Source organism: Candidatus Poribacteria bacterium (genome assembly GCA_021295715.1).
Lineage (GTDB): Bacteria > Poribacteria > WGA-4E > WGA-4E > WGA-3G > WGA-3G.
This window is the reverse complement of record JAGWBV010000067.1, coordinates 1-16,015: the sequence shown is the minus strand read 5'-3', so window position 1 is coordinate 16,015 and position 16,015 is coordinate 1. Positions and strand designations below refer to the sequence as shown.

General features: G+C 47.9%; 14 protein-coding genes. 9 read left to right on the top strand and 5 right to left on the bottom strand.

All coding sequences use genetic code 11. From position 1 onward, the window contains the following. Window positions 1-136 precede the first annotated feature (136 nt). Complete coding sequence (locus J4G07_16335; protein MCE2415557.1) at window positions 137-859, bottom strand: tetratricopeptide repeat protein; 723 nt, start codon at window positions 857-859, stop codon at window positions 137-139. 170 nt (window positions 860-1,029) lie between these two features. On the opposite strand from J4G07_16335, the gene J4G07_16330 reads away from it, so the two are divergent. The 4 genes from J4G07_16330 to J4G07_16315 are packed head-to-tail and all read left to right on the top strand — an operon-like array spanning window position 1,030 to window position 5,343. Beyond that, window positions 1,030-2,937, top strand: coding sequence for a hypothetical protein (locus tag J4G07_16330; protein MCE2415556.1), 1,908 nt, complete (start codon window positions 1,030-1,032; stop codon window positions 2,935-2,937). A gap of 58 nt (window positions 2,938-2,995) precedes the next feature. Beyond that, the gene (locus J4G07_16325) at window positions 2,996-3,967 is read left to right on the top strand and encodes a prephenate dehydrogenase/arogenate dehydrogenase family protein (GenBank protein ID MCE2415555.1); all 972 of its coding nucleotides are present in this window, start codon (window positions 2,996-2,998) and stop codon (window positions 3,965-3,967) included. Window positions 3,968-3,984: 17 nt separating this feature from the next. Continuing rightward, on the top strand, window positions 3,985-4,638 hold the full coding sequence (locus J4G07_16320; protein MCE2415554.1) for a (d)CMP kinase: 654 nt from the start codon (window positions 3,985-3,987) through the stop codon (window positions 4,636-4,638). Window positions 4,639-4,671: 33 nt separating this feature from the next. Then, a complete protein-coding gene (locus tag J4G07_16315; protein MCE2415553.1) occupies window positions 4,672-5,343 on the top strand; it encodes a 1-acyl-sn-glycerol-3-phosphate acyltransferase in 672 nt (223 codons plus the stop codon). Here the strand turns inward: J4G07_16315 and ychF are convergent. Further along, window positions 5,314-6,408 (bottom strand): redox-regulated ATPase YchF, encoded by a 1,095-nt coding sequence (gene ychF / locus J4G07_16310; protein MCE2415552.1) that lies wholly within the window; start codon window positions 6,406-6,408, stop codon window positions 5,314-5,316. The two genes, J4G07_16315 and ychF, sit on opposite strands and share 30 nt — an antisense overlap. A 240-nt stretch (window positions 6,409-6,648) precedes the next feature. Here ychF and J4G07_16305 point away from each other — a divergent pair, with 240 nt between their 5' ends. Both J4G07_16305 and J4G07_16300 read left to right on the top strand, forming a co-directional pair. Further along, the gene (locus J4G07_16305) at window positions 6,649-7,038 is read left to right on the top strand and encodes a hypothetical protein (protein MCE2415551.1); all 390 of its coding nucleotides are present in this window, start codon (window positions 6,649-6,651) and stop codon (window positions 7,036-7,038) included. A gap of 34 nt (window positions 7,039-7,072) precedes the next feature. Then, a complete protein-coding gene (locus J4G07_16300) occupies window positions 7,073-7,831 on the top strand; it encodes a class I SAM-dependent methyltransferase (GenBank protein ID MCE2415550.1) in 759 nt (252 codons plus the stop codon). A gap of 74 nt (window positions 7,832-7,905) precedes the next feature. Here J4G07_16300 and J4G07_16295 read toward each other — a convergent pair whose 3' ends face one another. Further along, window positions 7,906-8,958: a 3-isopropylmalate dehydrogenase gene (locus tag J4G07_16295; protein ID MCE2415549.1), complete on the bottom strand. Its 1,053-nt coding sequence runs from the start codon at window positions 8,956-8,958 to the stop codon at window positions 7,906-7,908. Between the two features lie 166 nt (window positions 8,959-9,124). Continuing rightward, window positions 9,125-10,273 carry an ABC transporter substrate-binding protein gene (locus J4G07_16290; protein MCE2415548.1) on the bottom strand — a complete coding sequence of 383 codons (1,149 nt, stop codon included), beginning with the start codon at window positions 10,271-10,273 and terminating at the stop codon, window positions 9,125-9,127. Between the two features lie 532 nt (window positions 10,274-10,805). Between J4G07_16290 and J4G07_16285 the strand changes: the two genes are divergently transcribed. Together J4G07_16285 and J4G07_16280 are read left to right on the top strand one after the other, a co-directional pair. After that, on the top strand, window positions 10,806-11,858 hold the full coding sequence (locus J4G07_16285; GenBank protein MCE2415547.1) for a carbohydrate kinase: 1,053 nt from the start codon (window positions 10,806-10,808) through the stop codon (window positions 11,856-11,858). Further along, a complete protein-coding gene (locus J4G07_16280; GenBank protein ID MCE2415546.1) occupies window positions 11,855-12,625 on the top strand; it encodes a nitroreductase family protein in 771 nt (256 codons plus the stop codon). Before J4G07_16285 ends, J4G07_16280 begins: the two co-directional genes overlap by 4 nt. A 238-nt stretch (window positions 12,626-12,863) precedes the next feature. Here J4G07_16280 and J4G07_16275 read toward each other — a convergent pair whose 3' ends face one another. Further along, complete coding sequence (locus J4G07_16275; protein ID MCE2415545.1) at window positions 12,864-14,102, bottom strand: hypothetical protein; 1,239 nt, start codon at window positions 14,100-14,102, stop codon at window positions 12,864-12,866. A gap of 619 nt (window positions 14,103-14,721) precedes the next feature. On the opposite strand from J4G07_16275, the gene J4G07_16270 reads away from it, so the two are divergent. Beyond that, a partial coding sequence (locus J4G07_16270; GenBank protein ID MCE2415544.1) for a TonB-dependent receptor plug domain-containing protein occupies window positions 14,722-16,015 on the top strand: 1,294 nt, incomplete at its 3' end.

Here is a 16,015-nt window from a genome sequence, read left to right as displayed (position 1 = left end):
GATTGGGTATTTCCTGCAGGTAGAACGGAGTGAAACCCGACAAAATCGGACGAGCCCACCTGTCAGTTTAGATGTGACAGACTACTAGCAACTTGGGTTATATAGGATGAGATGAATGATACCCTTATTTGTGTTCCTATTTCAGTATGTCTGCGAGTTCCTTGGCAGGTTGATAGTTCGGATCAAGTTTTAGGGTCTCTGTAACAGCATGTGTTGCTGCCTCCCAGTTTCCTAATTCTCGGTAGGCACGTGCGAGGTTGTAATGTGCTCGTTTAAGGTGAGGCGCGATGGCTATGACCTGCTCAAGGTGTGGAATCGCTTTCTTGTAGTATCCCTGCTCCACATAAGCGTAGCCGAGGTAGTAGTGAGCATCTACGAGCTCGGCATCTAAGGCTATCGCATTTTGTAACGCATCGATCGCCGCCGGATACGACTTCAGCCTAATGTAAGCGGCACCAAGATGTGCATAGATATGCTTGTTTTCAATATCGGTAACCTGCGAACTGCGCTCTAAATCGGCGTTAAGCGTCAGTGCTTTCTGGAACGTGGAAACGGCTTCTGTATAACGTTCGGCATTGAGATACTCTTTGCCGTTGTCATAGTATGCCTGTGTTATAGTGTCACACAGCAGCAGTGCGGGTTGATGGGTGGCATCGAGTGTTAATGCTGCTATGACAGAGGTGCTTGCTTTCTCTAATTCGTTCTGTTCGAGGTATGCGCGACAGAGCGCGCAGTGGACGCCTATGAAATCCGCATCCAACTTAATGGCTGCTTCAAACTCACGGACTGCTCTGTTGTATTGTTTCGTTTCCAGATAGGCAATGCCGCGATTATAGTGTGCTTCTGTTATGGTGTTCATTTTATGTTTTTAGAAAGGAGAAGATTACGCTTGGGGTAATTTTTATAAGGTTATTTTAACAGGTTTGGCTTTAATTTTGCAAACAAAAATCTTGAACGCATCTCAATTTTACGGTATAATGGCGTTGCGGATTTACGGGTAATCCACACACACCTTGACTGGGACTATCTATGCAGCAACACTCGCCTGCCCCCTCTACGTCTCCTCGCCAGAAAATCCGTTGGCGGATTATTTGGCTTGGACTCGCGCTGATTCCTTTCAATAACTATTGGGTCTTCGCATCGTTACGGTGGGATCAAGGGTTCCCGACGACGATGTCCCTCTTTTTCAATGCCATCTTCGCACTCGTCATACTGATCGCCCTCAATACAATCCTTCACCGGTTCGCACCACGTGCCGCACTCACCCAAGGCGAATTGCTAACGCTCTACGCTATGCTATCCATAGCCTCCGCTATCTGCGGACATGACCTGTTTGAGGTAATTATTACGAATATTGCCACGGTCGGCTGGTTGGCAACAGAGGAGAATGAGTGGAGCACGCTTTTCCACCGGTATCTTCCTGATTGGCTCGCCTTGACGGACAAGAACCGTTTGACTGTCTATTTTACGGGTGAGTCGAGCCTTTATCTGCGTCCGCACCTTGAGATGTGGTGGAAACCTGTACTGGCGTGGAGCGGGTTTATCATCGTCCTGCTGTTCACGACATTTTGCATCAACGTGATGCTACGAAGACAGTGGATTGAAATAGAACGGCTCAGTTACCCGATTATTGAATTGCCGTATCAGATGACAACGACCCGTTTCTTCCGTTCAAAACCGTTGTGGGTCGGCATCATCCTCGCAGGCGGGATAGACGTGGTTAACGGACTACATTTCCTATTACCAAACTTTCCGGGACTCGGAGGAGAGTTCTATGACCTGCGTCCGCTGTTTACGACGAAACCGTGGAACGCAATTGGCTGGACGCCAATCGTTTTCTTCCCGTTTGTTATCGGGATGGCGTATTTTATTCCGCTCGACCTTTCGTTTACGTTCTGGTTTTTCTATATTTTCTGGAAATTTGAGATGATATTTGGGAGTATCGCTGGCTTGCAACGGATTCCGGGGTTCCCGTTTATCTTCGACCAATCGTTCGGGGTTTGCGTCGGGGTCTTGTGTATGACCCTGTGGAGTGCGCGGGACCATTTGCGGGATGTCCTTAGGCAGGCATGGCACGGAAGCCGAAGGACGAAGCCCAACGAACCGATGTCCTATCGCAGTGCAGTGTTAGGGTTAATCTGCGGGTTTCTGTTCCTCGCTGGTTTTTGGTGGGTTGCGGGGATGTCGTTCTGGGTGGCAGTCCTCGTCTTTGCTATCCATCTGACGACGGTGACCGTAATTACGCGTGTCCGTGCTGAACTCGGTCCGCCGATTCATGACTTACGCGCTATGGGACCCGATGTCTTACTTCCGAAGATGTTCGGAATGCGACGACTCGGCGGACAGAATCTGACACTCTTTTCATTGATATTCTGCTTCAATCGTGCTTATCGAGGCAATACAATGCCGCATCAGTTAGAAGGCTTGAAATTGGCGGAACGCTCGCGTAGTTCTTCGCGGCGGATTGCTGTGGCGATGCTCCTCGCGATGGTCCTAAGCCCTTTTGCGGCGTTTTGGGGGGCACTCCATCTCGGTTATGAGAGTGGGGCGATTGAGGTCTGGTCGGGGTCGGTGTTTAACCGCACCCAGAATTGGCTCACAAACCCAATGCCTGTGAACATTCCGTCTTTGATTGCGATGGTCTTCGGATTTCTGTTCGCGTTCGGGCTGACTTTGGTTCGGCTCCGCTTTTTCTGGTGGCCCCTGTATCCGATAGGATATGCTATCTCTGGGACGTGGGCGGTGAACTTTTTCTGGTTTTCGGTGTTCATCAGTTATTTCATCAAGTTAGCGATTCTGCGTTTCGGTGGCGTGCGGACGTTTCGTCGCGTCGCACCGTTCTTTTTGGGACTCATTTTGGGTGAATTCTGGGTCGGGAGTGTCTGGGGACTTCTCGGCATCTTCCTCGAAAAGCCGATGTATCGATTTATATGGTGAAGATACCGCGTCTACCGTTTTTCGCTTGACAAAGCGTCAAAGATTCCCGTAGAATATAGTGAGATTTCCACCTATTCGGTATGCCGCGATACATTCGCAGATTGAAGGTTTCCAAGACTTGGCTATGGGACACATGCAGCAACTTCGTCGAATTACTATATGGGGTGTCGGTTTAATCGGAGGATCGCTTGGACTTGCACTGAAAAAGAATGGATTTCAAGGACAACGCATCGGGTTGGGGCGGAACATCGGTAGGCTCGAAAAAGCACTCCAACACGATGCCGTTGATGTAGTTACAACAGCAGTCGAGGAAGGGCTGCACGGAAGCGACCTTGTCGTCCTGTGCACCCCTGTTGAGTTGGTGCCCGTGTTGGTGCAGCATATTGTTGAGGTCGTTGATAGCCAACAATCTGTGGTGCTGACGGATGTCGGTAGTACGAAATCGGTGTTGGTGCGGACGATTGAGGCGCAGTTACGAAAACACGGATCAGATACCCTCTCCTTTGTAGGCGCGCATCCGATGGCAGGTTCACACGAAACCGGCGTGGATGCAGCACGCGCAACGCTTTTTGAAAACGCAACGTGTATTTTGACACCCACAGAAAGCACTGATCAGGATTCCTTACAACGGGTTAAAAATCTGTGGGAATCTGTCGGGGCAGTGCCACATCTCCTCTCTCCTGAAACCCATGATCTGCTCATCGGTGCCGCAAGCCATCTCCCGCATCTCGTTGCCAGTCTACTCGCCAATACTGTTGCAAGTGTCGAGACGGAGCAGCATAAAGCGTTGGACTTTACGGCGACCGGTTTTCGGGATTCTACACGCATCGCCGCGGGCGCACCCGACTTGTGGACCGGCATTTTTACCCAAAATAGGGATGTCCTTTTATCACTCATTGATAACATCGTTGACAATTTAGATGAATTCAAAACCTTGCTTCAGACGGATAACCTTGCTGAGATGGAACGTGTACTTCTCGAGGCACAAGTTATCGTCGAAAAGCGCAGAAAAGTATTGGGAGGCTCATGAAAAAACCAGGATCTCAGGTGACGATTGCGATGGATGGACCCGCCGGGTCTGGGAAAAGCACGGTGGCTCGACGCGTCGCAGAAAAACTCGAACTGCTGTATCTCGATTCCGGGGCAATGTACCGAGCAGTGACCCTCTTGGCATTACAGGAAGGACTTGCAGCCGATAGCCCGAAACTGATTGACCGTGTAAAAGCCTGTCATATCGAATTCACGGATAACGGTAGAACAATTCTGCTTAATACCGAGGATGTATCTGTCGAAATCCGAACGCCAGCAGTCAACAGATTTGTCGCAGATGTCGCGAAAATCCCAGAGATTCGCCGTGAAATTGTGAAACATCAACAGCGGATCGGTGCAGAAGGGAGTATCATCGCTGAAGGTAGGGATTTAACGACTATCGTTTTCCCGAACGCCGATTTTAAGTTCTATCTTGATGCTTCTGTAACAGAGCGTGCAAAACGGAGACTCGCCGAACTCCAAACGCAAAACATAAAGGCAACGTTAGCAGCGGTTGAAGCTGAGATTCGCGAGCGCGATGAAAAAGATACGACACGGGAACATAGTCCGCTACGCACTGCTGACGATGCGATTGTCGTTGATACAACCGATAAAAATATTGAAGAAGTGGTTGATTTTATTATTGCACATGTGTGTGCAAACCAACCGTAATAGTAGGACGGGTTTGTAACCCCGATATTTTTTATGTGGTATACCAATAATCAGTTTTGGACACCCCGGGCACTCTACCGATGGGGACATCGACTCACAAATCTTTTCTGTAAAACGATGGGACGCCTTGAAGCGCGAGGTGTTCATCATATTCCGAGAGCAGGTGGGGTGCTACTCGTTTCAAATCACGTGAGTTTTCTTGACCCTGTCGTCGTCGGTTCCGCCGCCAATCGTGAGATCCATTATATGGCACGGAGTAACGCTTTTGACATTCCCGGCTTGGGGAAACTTATCTCAGCCTATAATGCCTATCCCGTCAATAGAGGTGCCCCTGACTTAGGGGCGTTGCGGCGGACTATTTCGCTTTTGAAAGCTGGGAACGCTGTGCTTATATTTCCCGAAGGCACTCGTAGTGTCGATGGCACATTGGGTAAAGCGCGGGACGGTGCCTGTTTTATTGCACACCGAGCAGGTGTCCCAACGATTCCTGTTTTCCATAGTGGCGCGGAACGGATGTTACCACGCAGCAGTAAACGACTGCGCCGAGCAAAATTAACCGTCACATTTGGCGCGCCTCTTGAACTCACTGCCGAAGGGTTTGAGACGAAGCGCGAGATGTATCAACAGATGGGCAATCAGATGATGGAAGCAATCGCTGATTTGCGGGATGATACGTTAGTTGCTCGAATTCGCCAAAATGAGTAAAACATCACCCTCTTGGACCTGATAGGTTTTCCCCTCGGCTCGCAACAAACCTTTACTTCGTGCTTGCGGGTAACTGCCGCACGCTACGAAGTCAGCCCAATTAATTGTTTCAGAACGGATGAAACCTTCCGCGAAATCGGTGTGGACACGTCCCGCTGCATCGACAGCCGTCTGCCCCTCACGTAATGTCCATGCGCGTGTCTCGACGGGACCGGTTGTAAAAAATGTCAACAACCCTAATAACCGATACGAAGTCTGGATGAACCGCTCTACAGCAGATTCGCCCAATCCCATCTCCTCCATGAAAATTTCGGTATCCGTTTCATCAAGTTGTGATAATTCCATTTCCAGTTGCGCAGCGAGGACGATGACTTCTGTTTGTGGCGCCGTCTTATATTTCATAAAACGTTCGAGAATTTCGTCAGCCGCCTCCAGTTGAGTTTCACCGATGTTGCAGACTAACAACAACGGTTTCTGTGTCAAAAACCCGTAACCGCGTATCAACTTCTCTTCATTGGCAGAAATGTCGAGCACTCGGAGTGGTTTTCCAGACTCAAGGGTTTTCTGACACGTCTCTAAAAGTCGAATTTCACTTTGCTGTTCCGGAAGTTTCTGATTTTGAAATTGCTTGCGGAGTCGAGTCAGTCTACCTTCAACGATCTGCAAATCTGCCAATGCGAACTCAAGGGCGACGCTTTCAATATCGCGTTCTGCGTCAACATCTCCATCAACGTGTGGAACCGTTTCGTCTTCAAAGAGTCTGACGACATGGGCAAGGGCATCGACTGTCCGAAGTTCTGCGAGCATTCCCGAATCTAACGCTGCGTGTTCTATGTCCGATTTCGTTACGCCGGCAACGTCTACGTAGTCAATGGTAGCAGGCGTTGTTTTTTCAGATTCGGATATCTTTGCTATCTGTTCCAGACGTTCCTCTGGGATGTTGGCAGTACTCAGGTTTATTTGCCCGCGACTGGTGTAGCCCCCAATCTCTGCGTTTGACTGGGCTAATGTGTTAAAAACCGTCGTTTTGCCGACTTGCGGTCTGCCTACAATTCCTATTTTCATTTTTTTACCTATCTATTTCGTGAGTAAGGTTCTAACCACCTCGGTGCCACAGAAAAATCTATTGACAAAATCCGCCTTAAGTATTAAGATTAAGTGTAAGATAAATAGCCAAATAGTAGCCAGCAATACCAGCGCAGGGTGTTTTTGCTTGGGTATTTCTGCGTATTGCTTCAGATTGAAGAAACGCATTTGATAGTTTTATTGAACGTCCGTTAGTTAACCACAAGGAAAAATTAAAACATGGCAGCTGAGAAAGGAATATGGGGGCGACACATCGTCAAAGTATTGACGGTTCTCTTAATCCTCGCGATATGCCTTGCCGTTTTGCAATGGTTTATCATCAAAGAATTATTTGGTTTCGGCGCAGATATGGTCAAGGACGCGCTGATTCGACAAGCCCCTGAAGGCGTAGATCAGTATGACATTGAGGCTACGTTTGATCGAGTTAAAACAGCCGGACAGCAGCTCCCATTCAGTTTCCTTACAGGGAAGATCAGTCTCCGTAAAATCAGAGCCGTTGGTAGATATGCGATAGAAGCGAACGCCGATGAATCTTGGGATGCCGAGGAGATTAACACACTCCTACGGATGATGGATGCTTCTGTCGGGGTTAAAGGAGGAACCGAGTAACTTGCAGTATCGGTTTGCAAGTAACCCTTAAACGATGCGGACACAGCTAACTCCCCCTTATGAGAAATTCGCCTACGCCTACGACAGGATGATGACAAACGTCAACTATACGCGTTGGACACATTACATTCAATCGCTTTTCGACAAATATGATTACAAACCGCGCACGGTTCTCGATTTGGCATGCGGCACGTGTGCGTTGACGATAGAACTCGCATTGAAAGGCTATGAGATGACGGGTGTGGATCGAGCAGTTGGTATGCTCGACATTGCGAAGGAAAAAGCCGCAGCGCACGATATAGACATCGAACTCCATCACGGCGATATGTGCCAGTTTCAACTGAACCAACGGTTTGACGCAATCCTCTGCACCTACGATAGCATTAACTATGCTTACGATGAAGACGAATTAAGCAACGTCTTTCAGTGTGTCGCCGAGCATCTCGAACCGGACGGCTTGTTTATCTTTGACGTGACGACGGAACGAAATATCGTTGAGCATTTTCACAACAGAACGTTCGCCTCAAACCATGATGATTATACCTATATTTGGAAAAACAATTACCTCCACCATTCCAAGATGTGCCGAACCGTCCTAACCTTTTTCATCCGAGAGGGTGATCTGTTTCGTCGCTATGAAGAGATTCACCAGCAGCGAATCTTTGAAGTCAACACGGTCAATGACCTGCTCAAAGCCGCTGGCTACAAGCCCCTAAGTGCTTACGACATGTACACCTTCAATCGTTGGAACCGCTATTCAGATCGGATTAATTTTACAGCACGTCTGCTCTGAAAATTGGGGCATCCCTCCTTGCTGGCGAGGGTTCCTAACCTCGCCCTTTGAAAAGTCTACCTACCTGTGAACAATTACAATCCCGCTGCAACAAGATCGCCAACTTCTTCAGTCGTGTAGCCCATGCGTCCGGCACCCAGGTCTTTAATCTTCCCACTTGCCAGCAGGTCGCTGATAGAGTTCTCCACTTTTGTTGCCGCTTCCGCATACCCCAGGTGGTCGAGCATCATTCCGGCAGCACCTATCGCCGCAATGGGATTAATCTGATTTTTGCCTGTGTAACGCGGCGCGGAGCCGTGAATCGGTTCAAACATGGCGACGCTTTCTGGGTTCAGGTTGCCAGATGCTGCGACCCCCATGCCCCCCTGAATCATCGCACCGAGATCAGTAATAATGTCTCCAAACATATTGCACGTCACAATGACATCAAACCATTCAGGGTTTTTCACCATCCACATTGTTGTCGCATCAACAAAGGCATATTCCTTCTTGATATCAGGATAATCTTCGCCTACCTCGTCAAAGACCCGTCGCCACAGATCATGTGCATAGGTGAGGACGTTTGCTTTGTCGCAGAGCGTCAGTGTATTTTCCTTATTACGCTTTTTCGTGAGTTCAAACGCATAGCGCACGCAGCGTTCTACACCTTTGTAAGTGTTAATCATTTCCTGAATCGCAACTTCATCACGCGTGCCGCGTTTCAAGAAACCACCGATCCCAGCGTATAAGCCTTCGGTATTCTCACGAACAATAATGAAATCAATTTCTTCAGGTCCCTTGTCTTTTAAGGGGGTTGGGACACCGGGGTAGAGTTTGACGGGGCGGAGGTTAATATAGAGATCGAGTTCAAACCGGACTTTGAGCAGGATACCTTTCTCTAAAATACCGGGTTTGACATCGGGATGCCCGATTGCACCAAGGTAGATAGCGTCTAATCCTCGGAGTTCCTCTAAAACTGAATCCGGCAACACTTCGCCGGTTGCCAGATACCGGGCGCCGCCGACATCGTATTCGACTGTCTCGTATTGAATTCCTGCTTGTTCAGCTGCTGCCCCGAAGACCTTCATTGCTTCGCGCGTCACTTCGGGGCCGATTCCATCGCCAGGGATAAGGCCGATTTTGTACATATAGATATTCTCCAAGTGTTAATGTGATAACTTTCGGCGTGGCTTTCAACGCCGGGATCCCACTCTTTATTGGGAAGGGATACTGGGAAGGGGCAAAACTTGCTCCAGAAAAATGGACTCCTTATATTTTACCACATCTCGGACGATATTGCAAATTGGGTAGGGGTTATTGACTTGCTTTCACAACAGTGTATTGCTGCGGTTGACCCCCAACGATTTTCAACACGCGGATACCCGCAGCCGGTTTGATAGGATGACGGTTCGCATCAAAGCCGGAAATAGCTGTCGCCCCTTGGTAGTCAGTGATAGCAGCAACTGCGTCCCGAATTATAACAGGGTCTGTTGATTGGGCGTTCTCAATCGCTATTGCCAATAACCGTATGGCATCGTAACCTAATGGCGCGATACCAATAGCCTGATTTTTAAACATTGTTTCATAAGCGTCCGTAAAATCTGCAGTAAGTTCATCCGAGATACTGCAATAGTAGGAATTTTCGAGAGGGGTGTTATCCTCTAAAGTATCTAACATCAACGAATCATCCCAACCATCGCTGCCGATAAAGATGGACTTAATGCCCATCTCCCGTGCCTGTTTCACTATGATCGGGTTCTCTGGCGGAAAACTTGCGAGAAGCAGGATATCAGGGTTTGCCTTTTTGATGATCTCAAGTTGTCCATCAAACATTGTATCGCCTTGTTCATAGATTTGATTGGCAACAATGCGACCGCCAAGTTCCTGGAAATTCGCATCAAATGCGTTAACAAAACCTTTAGAGTAGACATCCCCGTTCTGCCAAATCATCGCTGCAGTTTTCTTGCCGAGATCGTTCACCACAAAACCTGCCATGACTTTTGCTTGCAAGGCATTTGAATTCGCCACGAGAAAGAGAAAATCTCTCGGATCATTCCCAGTATTCGTCACGTCAGCACCTGTTGCCCCCACAATGACAGGGATATTGATGATCGGTCCAACTTTAACAGCACTACTTGAAAACATCGGACCCAATATAGCGACAACATTTTCCATTTCGGCTAATTCTTTTGCAGAATCAGCAATGGTTCCTGTTTCTACTTTATAGATAAACTCTACCTGCCTCCCAAGGATACCGCCTGCCTTGTTGATTTCGGCTAAGGCGAGTTTTGCACCGTCGCCAAAAGTGGCGTAATTTAGCAACGGATGAATCAAACCCACTTTAAGTGTAGGCATCGGTCCTTCAGTTATTCCGACATCTTCCGTTCTCTCCTCCCCAGAAAGGTAAGCGGCTGAGAGTACGAGTAATACGCAGAGTGTTAACCTAAAAATTTTCGGATTCATAAACTGCTCCTATGTTTTTAGACCAACGCACCCAGTGCAGGATAGTCTAATAATCCATTCTAATATTGCTGTCGTATTATTGTTCAATTTTCAAAAGTATAACAAGTGTAAGAAAATAGTCAAGAAAAAATTAGAGGGTTTCTGAATGACCCCTGGGATGAGAGGATTTGGTGTTTCCGCAAAAAGTTGGGATGTGGTATAATGGCTATCCATATTGGAACTCAACTTGCTACCTAATAGGTTTTAGCGTTTAAACACAAGTTTTTCAAAGAAAAGCATCTCTTCACACCCCGTAGGGGTGGTATGTCTATAGAAAAGTGTATATCTCAGTCGCTGCACCCCGTATGAAGTTAAATAAAATATTTGGGTAATTCCATGTTCCACCAGACCCGGTAGGGTCTTTCACCCTAACCGCACCGGGCATCGGTAAAAATTACCCGATTAAATTCTTAATCTTCATTAGGGGTGCTATGTGAAGAAGAAAGTGGCAACTTGGGTTATTGTAGTATATTTGCAGCACCGGAGGAGCACATTGATTAGCGAAGCACGCCTGGAGACGATTCTCAACCGATTTCAAGACCAGCGGATTCTGGTCGTTGGCGATTTTTATCTTGATGCCTACTGGTACATAGATAAAACCCGTTCAACACTGTCCTTGGAAACGCCGTGGCATACGAATCCAGTTGTTGAGCAACGTTATAGTCCGGGTGCCGCGGGAACGGTTACAAATAACCTGAAGGCATTAGGTGTAGACACCCTCTATACGTTAGGTGTTATTGGTGAAGATGGGTTCGGTGGAACACTCCTCGATTGTCTACAGACGAACGGATGCCTGACGGATTTTATGATACAGGTCCCAGAGTGGGTAACACCGACTTATCTTAAACCCATCCATCGCGGATATGAAGGTGTGGAGACGGAGGGACCGCGGTTTGATATTGAGAACCAATCGGCGATGGATCAGACGGTTGAAACTGCTGTGATTGATGCCCTTCGAAATTGTGTCCCGCTGGTTGATGGTGTAATTGTCGGTGATCAGATGCCAATTGAGAACTTAGGCGTTGTCACTAACCGAGTGAGAGAAGAATTATGTGCGTTGGGATTGGCGTTTCCTAATAAAATCTTTTTCGCCGACGCTCGCACACGGATTGGTAAGTACCGAAATGTTATCATTAAACCGAACCGATTTGAGGCGAAACGCGCCCTTCAACCAGCGTGGAATGGACAGGACGTTGACATTGATGAAGCGAAGCAGTGCGCCGTTACACTCTCAGAACAAACCCAAAGGACGGTGTACGTCACCCTTGGTGAAAATGGTATCCTCGTCTACAGTGGAAGTGAGTTTACGCACATCCCCGGTATCTCCATTAATGATGAGATTGATCCAGTTGGGGCAGGCGACAGTGTTTCAGCAGGGCTTGTCGCAACGCTCTGTAGTCTACGCGCTTCACAAACTGAGGCATCTGTTGAAGCGGCGTATGTTGGCAATCTGGTAGCTTCAATTACTGTCACAAAAATCGGTGCCACAGGGACCGCATCGCCAACGGAGATCCTACAACGTCATCGGGACTACGTGAATCTATGAATCTTTTTGACGCAATAACACAGCGACGCAGCCATCGCGGGACGTTTCAGAAACGGGCACTTGATGCCGCAGACCTTGAAAAACTCATTGAGGCTGCACGGTGGACACCCTCGCCGTTCAATGTTCAACCTTGGGAGCTGGTGCTCATCCAAGAAGCAGAAGGCAAGGGCGCACTCGCCGAGGTCACCGAGCACGCTATCGTTGAACAATTCAAAGATGCCAAATTTCTTGATGACAACAGCCGTTGGATGCGTCTCACAGCGTCGGATTTGATGGAGTTCGGTGATGGTGTGCTGCTGACTGACCACGTCACGCTGCCCAAATTTCTTCAGGACGCGCCGGATGCGGTATTGGAAGGCATGTTGAAAAACGCGAAGTCGTTCACACTTTTGGGGCATTTAGGGGCAGGAAAGATACCGGCTAAAGAAATCGCTGTAGAGGTTCGCGAGGCACCGCTTCTTATGCTGGTTACGATGAATTGCAAAAGATATCCACCTGGTGACGGTGGAACGCGATGGATGTGGTTGAGCATGGGAATGTTAATTCAGAATATTCTTCTCGCTGCAACGGCTTTAAACATCGGCGTGCAGTTTGTCAGCGCGCCTCTCGAACGTCCTACGGATCGTGAACACGTGCGTCAACTTTTCAATATTCCTACTTCTCATGAGGTAATTACGCTGCTCAGGATGGGATATATTGAAGAGCGACGTGGGGAATCTGTCCGGTTGCAGGCGTCAGAGTTTGTTCACTTTGAAAAGAGAGAGTAGGCGGGTACAGCGACCCGCCGCTGCACCGCTGGCGAGGTTTCACAACCTCGCCGGTTCCAAACTCACGTGAGTGTACGCGGGCACAACGACCCGCCGCTATCGAAATGCCGTATATTAAGTGCTGCTGTTCTGCAAGAGTTCTTTCAGTGCTGCTTTCTTGTTTTTCTGTCGCCGTTGTTGACGTTGGCGGATTTGTGTCCTACGTCGGACCTGTCCGCTTTTACTTCGTGGCATAATATTACCCCCTTTCTTCGATTGTTTTGGCGAGGTACATGACTGCTGATCTGCACTGTGCTTCTACCTCTGCCATTGCAATAGTAAGTTCTGTTCCTGAGCGGGCGTGTAACTGCAGTCGCTCTTCGGTAATCTTGATGTAGCGTTCGTTTTCCACATCAACAAATTCAACCTGTTCTTCGTTTTCATTCACCAAAGTGTAATTGGTGAGTCCTTCTTGTAAGGACGTGTTGTCTGTCTGCGCCTCGAAGCTCTTTTTTATTTCCAAGCCGTTGAAGTTTTTATAAAGTGCCCGGGCAGGAAGTTCGTCGGGCGATACTGACGGGACTACTATTGCTGCGGTATGTGTACCAGAACGATTGGCTGGATCTGAAAGTGGGGCAGGAGCCTCCTCAGGAGAAGGGACAACATTTCCTGGATCGGGTGTTTTAATACTTATTGGATCAAAATGCGGCGAAGCCGGTTCTGTTAAGGCAACTTCAGAGTCTTTTTCTTTCTGACGTTCCGGGTTTTGTGCGGTATCTGAAAAGACAGAAATCGGTTGAGATTCATACGCTTCTCGGTCTTCGTATTCCAGAACGTTAGAGAGAATTTCTCTCACCTCTGCATGTCTGTCAATAATTATATCCGGTTCTTCCACGAGTATCCGTAAGGTTTCAATACCAATGGTTTGGATGAGTGGGTGGAAGGTCAGTATCTCCGGTGGAGCAGCCTCAAAGAGCGAACGGGTAACAAAAGCAACCTCTGCGAGCTCTCGGTTCCCTGTTAATTTAAGGCGTTTTTCACACCCAGAGAGTGCTTGTACTAATTGTTGCATGAAGTCGGGGGTAACAAGGTCCGGGAGCACTTCTACCCGAAAATGTTCGCAGGCACGTTCCGCTTCGGGTAAAGGGTTTTGTGCCTCTTCACTCGCAGTAGTTTCACCCCTTGCAACAGTTAGAGGCGTGAGGTTTTCTTCTAATGCCTCTACGTCTGTTTGGTCCGCTTCGTAATTGTCGAGGACATCTGTGACCTGTGTATACATCAACTCAAAATCGAAAAGAATACCTTCAAGTTCAGGTTCATTGAGAAGTTTTCGACTCTGTGAGATACAGGCTTGTAAATGCTCTTCCTCTGACTTTTCATAGGGGAGCCTACGTTGTTTTTCGAGAGCAAGTTGTTTTTGTCTAAATTTTCGCTCGCGCTTCCGTTTTTCACGCTTCCGTGCGACATTTACGGAACGACGTCCCTTTTTCTTTGCCATGATAGTTTTTTCGTAATTTAGGTAACTCTGGGTGAACTTTTTTCGAGGCTTTTTACATTCTGAACAAGCGTAACATCAAGTTTAACGTGTATTTAAGTATATTTTAAGTATATACCAATACGAATTTATTGTCAAACTTAAATTTTTTTACGGGATAAAGAACTTTAGGTGAAGCTTTCTGTTTTTTCGTAGACAGCTAACAGCTAAAAAACCCTATCAAGTCAAATTGGATTTATGTCTGAGTTGCCTAACATGAATGTGCTGATTATGGCAATCTGCTAAGTTCTGGTTAATACTAACCTTTCTGTGCTTGAGAAACTTGACGAACGAGAAATTTTGTGGTATTATATATGCTAAGCAGTTGTCATTCTACATTTAACGTGTATTGAATATAAAGAATAGAACGGATTCTGTTATTATTAAGACGTTTTGTATAAGCTGCAGCAACCTAATTAGCCTCTTGAGAACTCAATACCTAATTTGAATACGTGTTAATTATTAATTGTCGTGTGTCTTCTGAGGGGAAGCGTGGGTTGCTAAGTACATTTTTGTGTTTTATACTATAGACAGCAATTTTCATGATTTGACGTTTATTTTGAAATCAAAGGGGAAAAATGATATGTATTACAGTAAATATATCAAATCGATCATTTTCGTGCTCAGTATCCTTATAGGCATTTCGATGTGTATGTTTACGACAGTTATGGCGGACCAACACGCCGAAGAAGCCAGTGAAGCGGAGGAAGCAGAGACCACCACCGACGAGGCTGAAGCATCTGAAGAAGCATCTGAGGCGGATGCACCTGTGAGACTTGAGAGTCTTGTCGTGGTGGGATCGCGTTCCCAACCGCGCTCCGTCTTGGATTCGGCAGTACCAATCGATATTGTGTCAAACGAATCCTTTGAAAAGCAGGGCGGCGCAGATCTACCGGATTTGCTGAGAACTTTGGTGCCGTCTTATAACATCAATACACAGCCGATTAGCGATGCGTCAACAGTGGTCCGTCCGGCGAATTTACGGGGACTTGCACCAGACCATACATTGGTGTTGGTGAACAACAAGCGGCGACACCGTGCCGCAGTGATTCACTGGCTCGGGAACGGTCTGTCTGATGGTTCACAGGGACCTGACCTGGCACCGATTCCCGCAATTGCGCTGCGACAGGTAGAGATCCTCCGTGATGGTGCCTCCGCACAATACGGTTCTGATGCCATTGCCGGCGTGATGAACTTTCAGCTGAAAGACAACCACGAAGGCGGTTCGTTTGAATTCAAACCCGGTATCTACCAATACGGCGATGGTCGACAATTTGCTGTCGCAGGGAATATCGGTTTAGGGAATCCAGACGCCTGGAGTAGCCTCAGCTTTGAATACGGGGGTGCAGATCCGACCATCCGGTCTGTCCAACGTAATGATGCCATAGCCCTGATTAACGCAGGCAATTTTAGTGTGAAAGACCCGGCGCAAATTTGGGGACAACCGATTATAGAGAATGACATCAAATTGTTTGCCAACTACGGTGCCACCCTCACAGATACCATCGATTTCTATGGACATGCCAACTACGCCCGAAAGCGGGTTGAAGGCGGATTCTATTTCCGGAACCCGAATACCCGCGGCGGTGTGTTTAGTACGACCGGTGGCGAGACGTTGCTCGTCGGGGATTTGCGAGGTTTGACAACCGAGATGGCAGATTGGGAAACCCGAAAAGCGGCAGCAGAGGCTGCCGGACAGGAGTTTACCGAACTATCGCCTCACGATGCTGACGATATTCCGATAACCAATCACGTTCCGGATCCCGAACGGTTGCAAGCCGTCAGAAGTGACCCGAATCTATTCACATTCCAAGAGATGTTCCCAGGCGGATTCACACCCAGATTTGGTGCATTCATGTGGGATAGTTCCGTCGTCG

Coding starts and splice junctions, on each gene's coding strand:
- J4G07_16335 (MCE2415557.1), bottom strand. CDS start 859: ATGAACACCATAACAGAAGCACACTATAATCGCGGCATTGCCTATCTG.
- J4G07_16330 (MCE2415556.1), top strand. CDS start 1,030: ATGCAGCAACACTCGCCTGCCCCCTCTACGTCTCCTCGCCAGAAAATC.
- J4G07_16315 (MCE2415553.1), top strand. CDS start 4,672: ATGTGGTATACCAATAATCAGTTTTGGACACCCCGGGCACTCTACCGA.
- ychF (MCE2415552.1), bottom strand. CDS start 6,408: ATGAAAATAGGAATTGTAGGCAGACCGCAAGTCGGCAAAACGACGGTT.
- J4G07_16305 (MCE2415551.1), top strand. CDS start 6,649: ATGGCAGCTGAGAAAGGAATATGGGGGCGACACATCGTCAAAGTATTG.
- J4G07_16300 (MCE2415550.1), top strand. CDS start 7,073: ATGCGGACACAGCTAACTCCCCCTTATGAGAAATTCGCCTACGCCTAC.
- J4G07_16295 (MCE2415549.1), bottom strand. CDS start 8,958: ATGTACAAAATCGGCCTTATCCCTGGCGATGGAATCGGCCCCGAAGTG.
- J4G07_16290 (MCE2415548.1), bottom strand. CDS start 10,273: ATGAATCCGAAAATTTTTAGGTTAACACTCTGCGTATTACTCGTACTC.
- J4G07_16280 (MCE2415546.1), top strand. CDS start 11,855: ATGAATCTTTTTGACGCAATAACACAGCGACGCAGCCATCGCGGGACG.
- J4G07_16275 (MCE2415545.1), bottom strand. CDS start 14,102: ATGGCAAAGAAAAAGGGACGTCGTTCCGTAAATGTCGCACGGAAGCGT.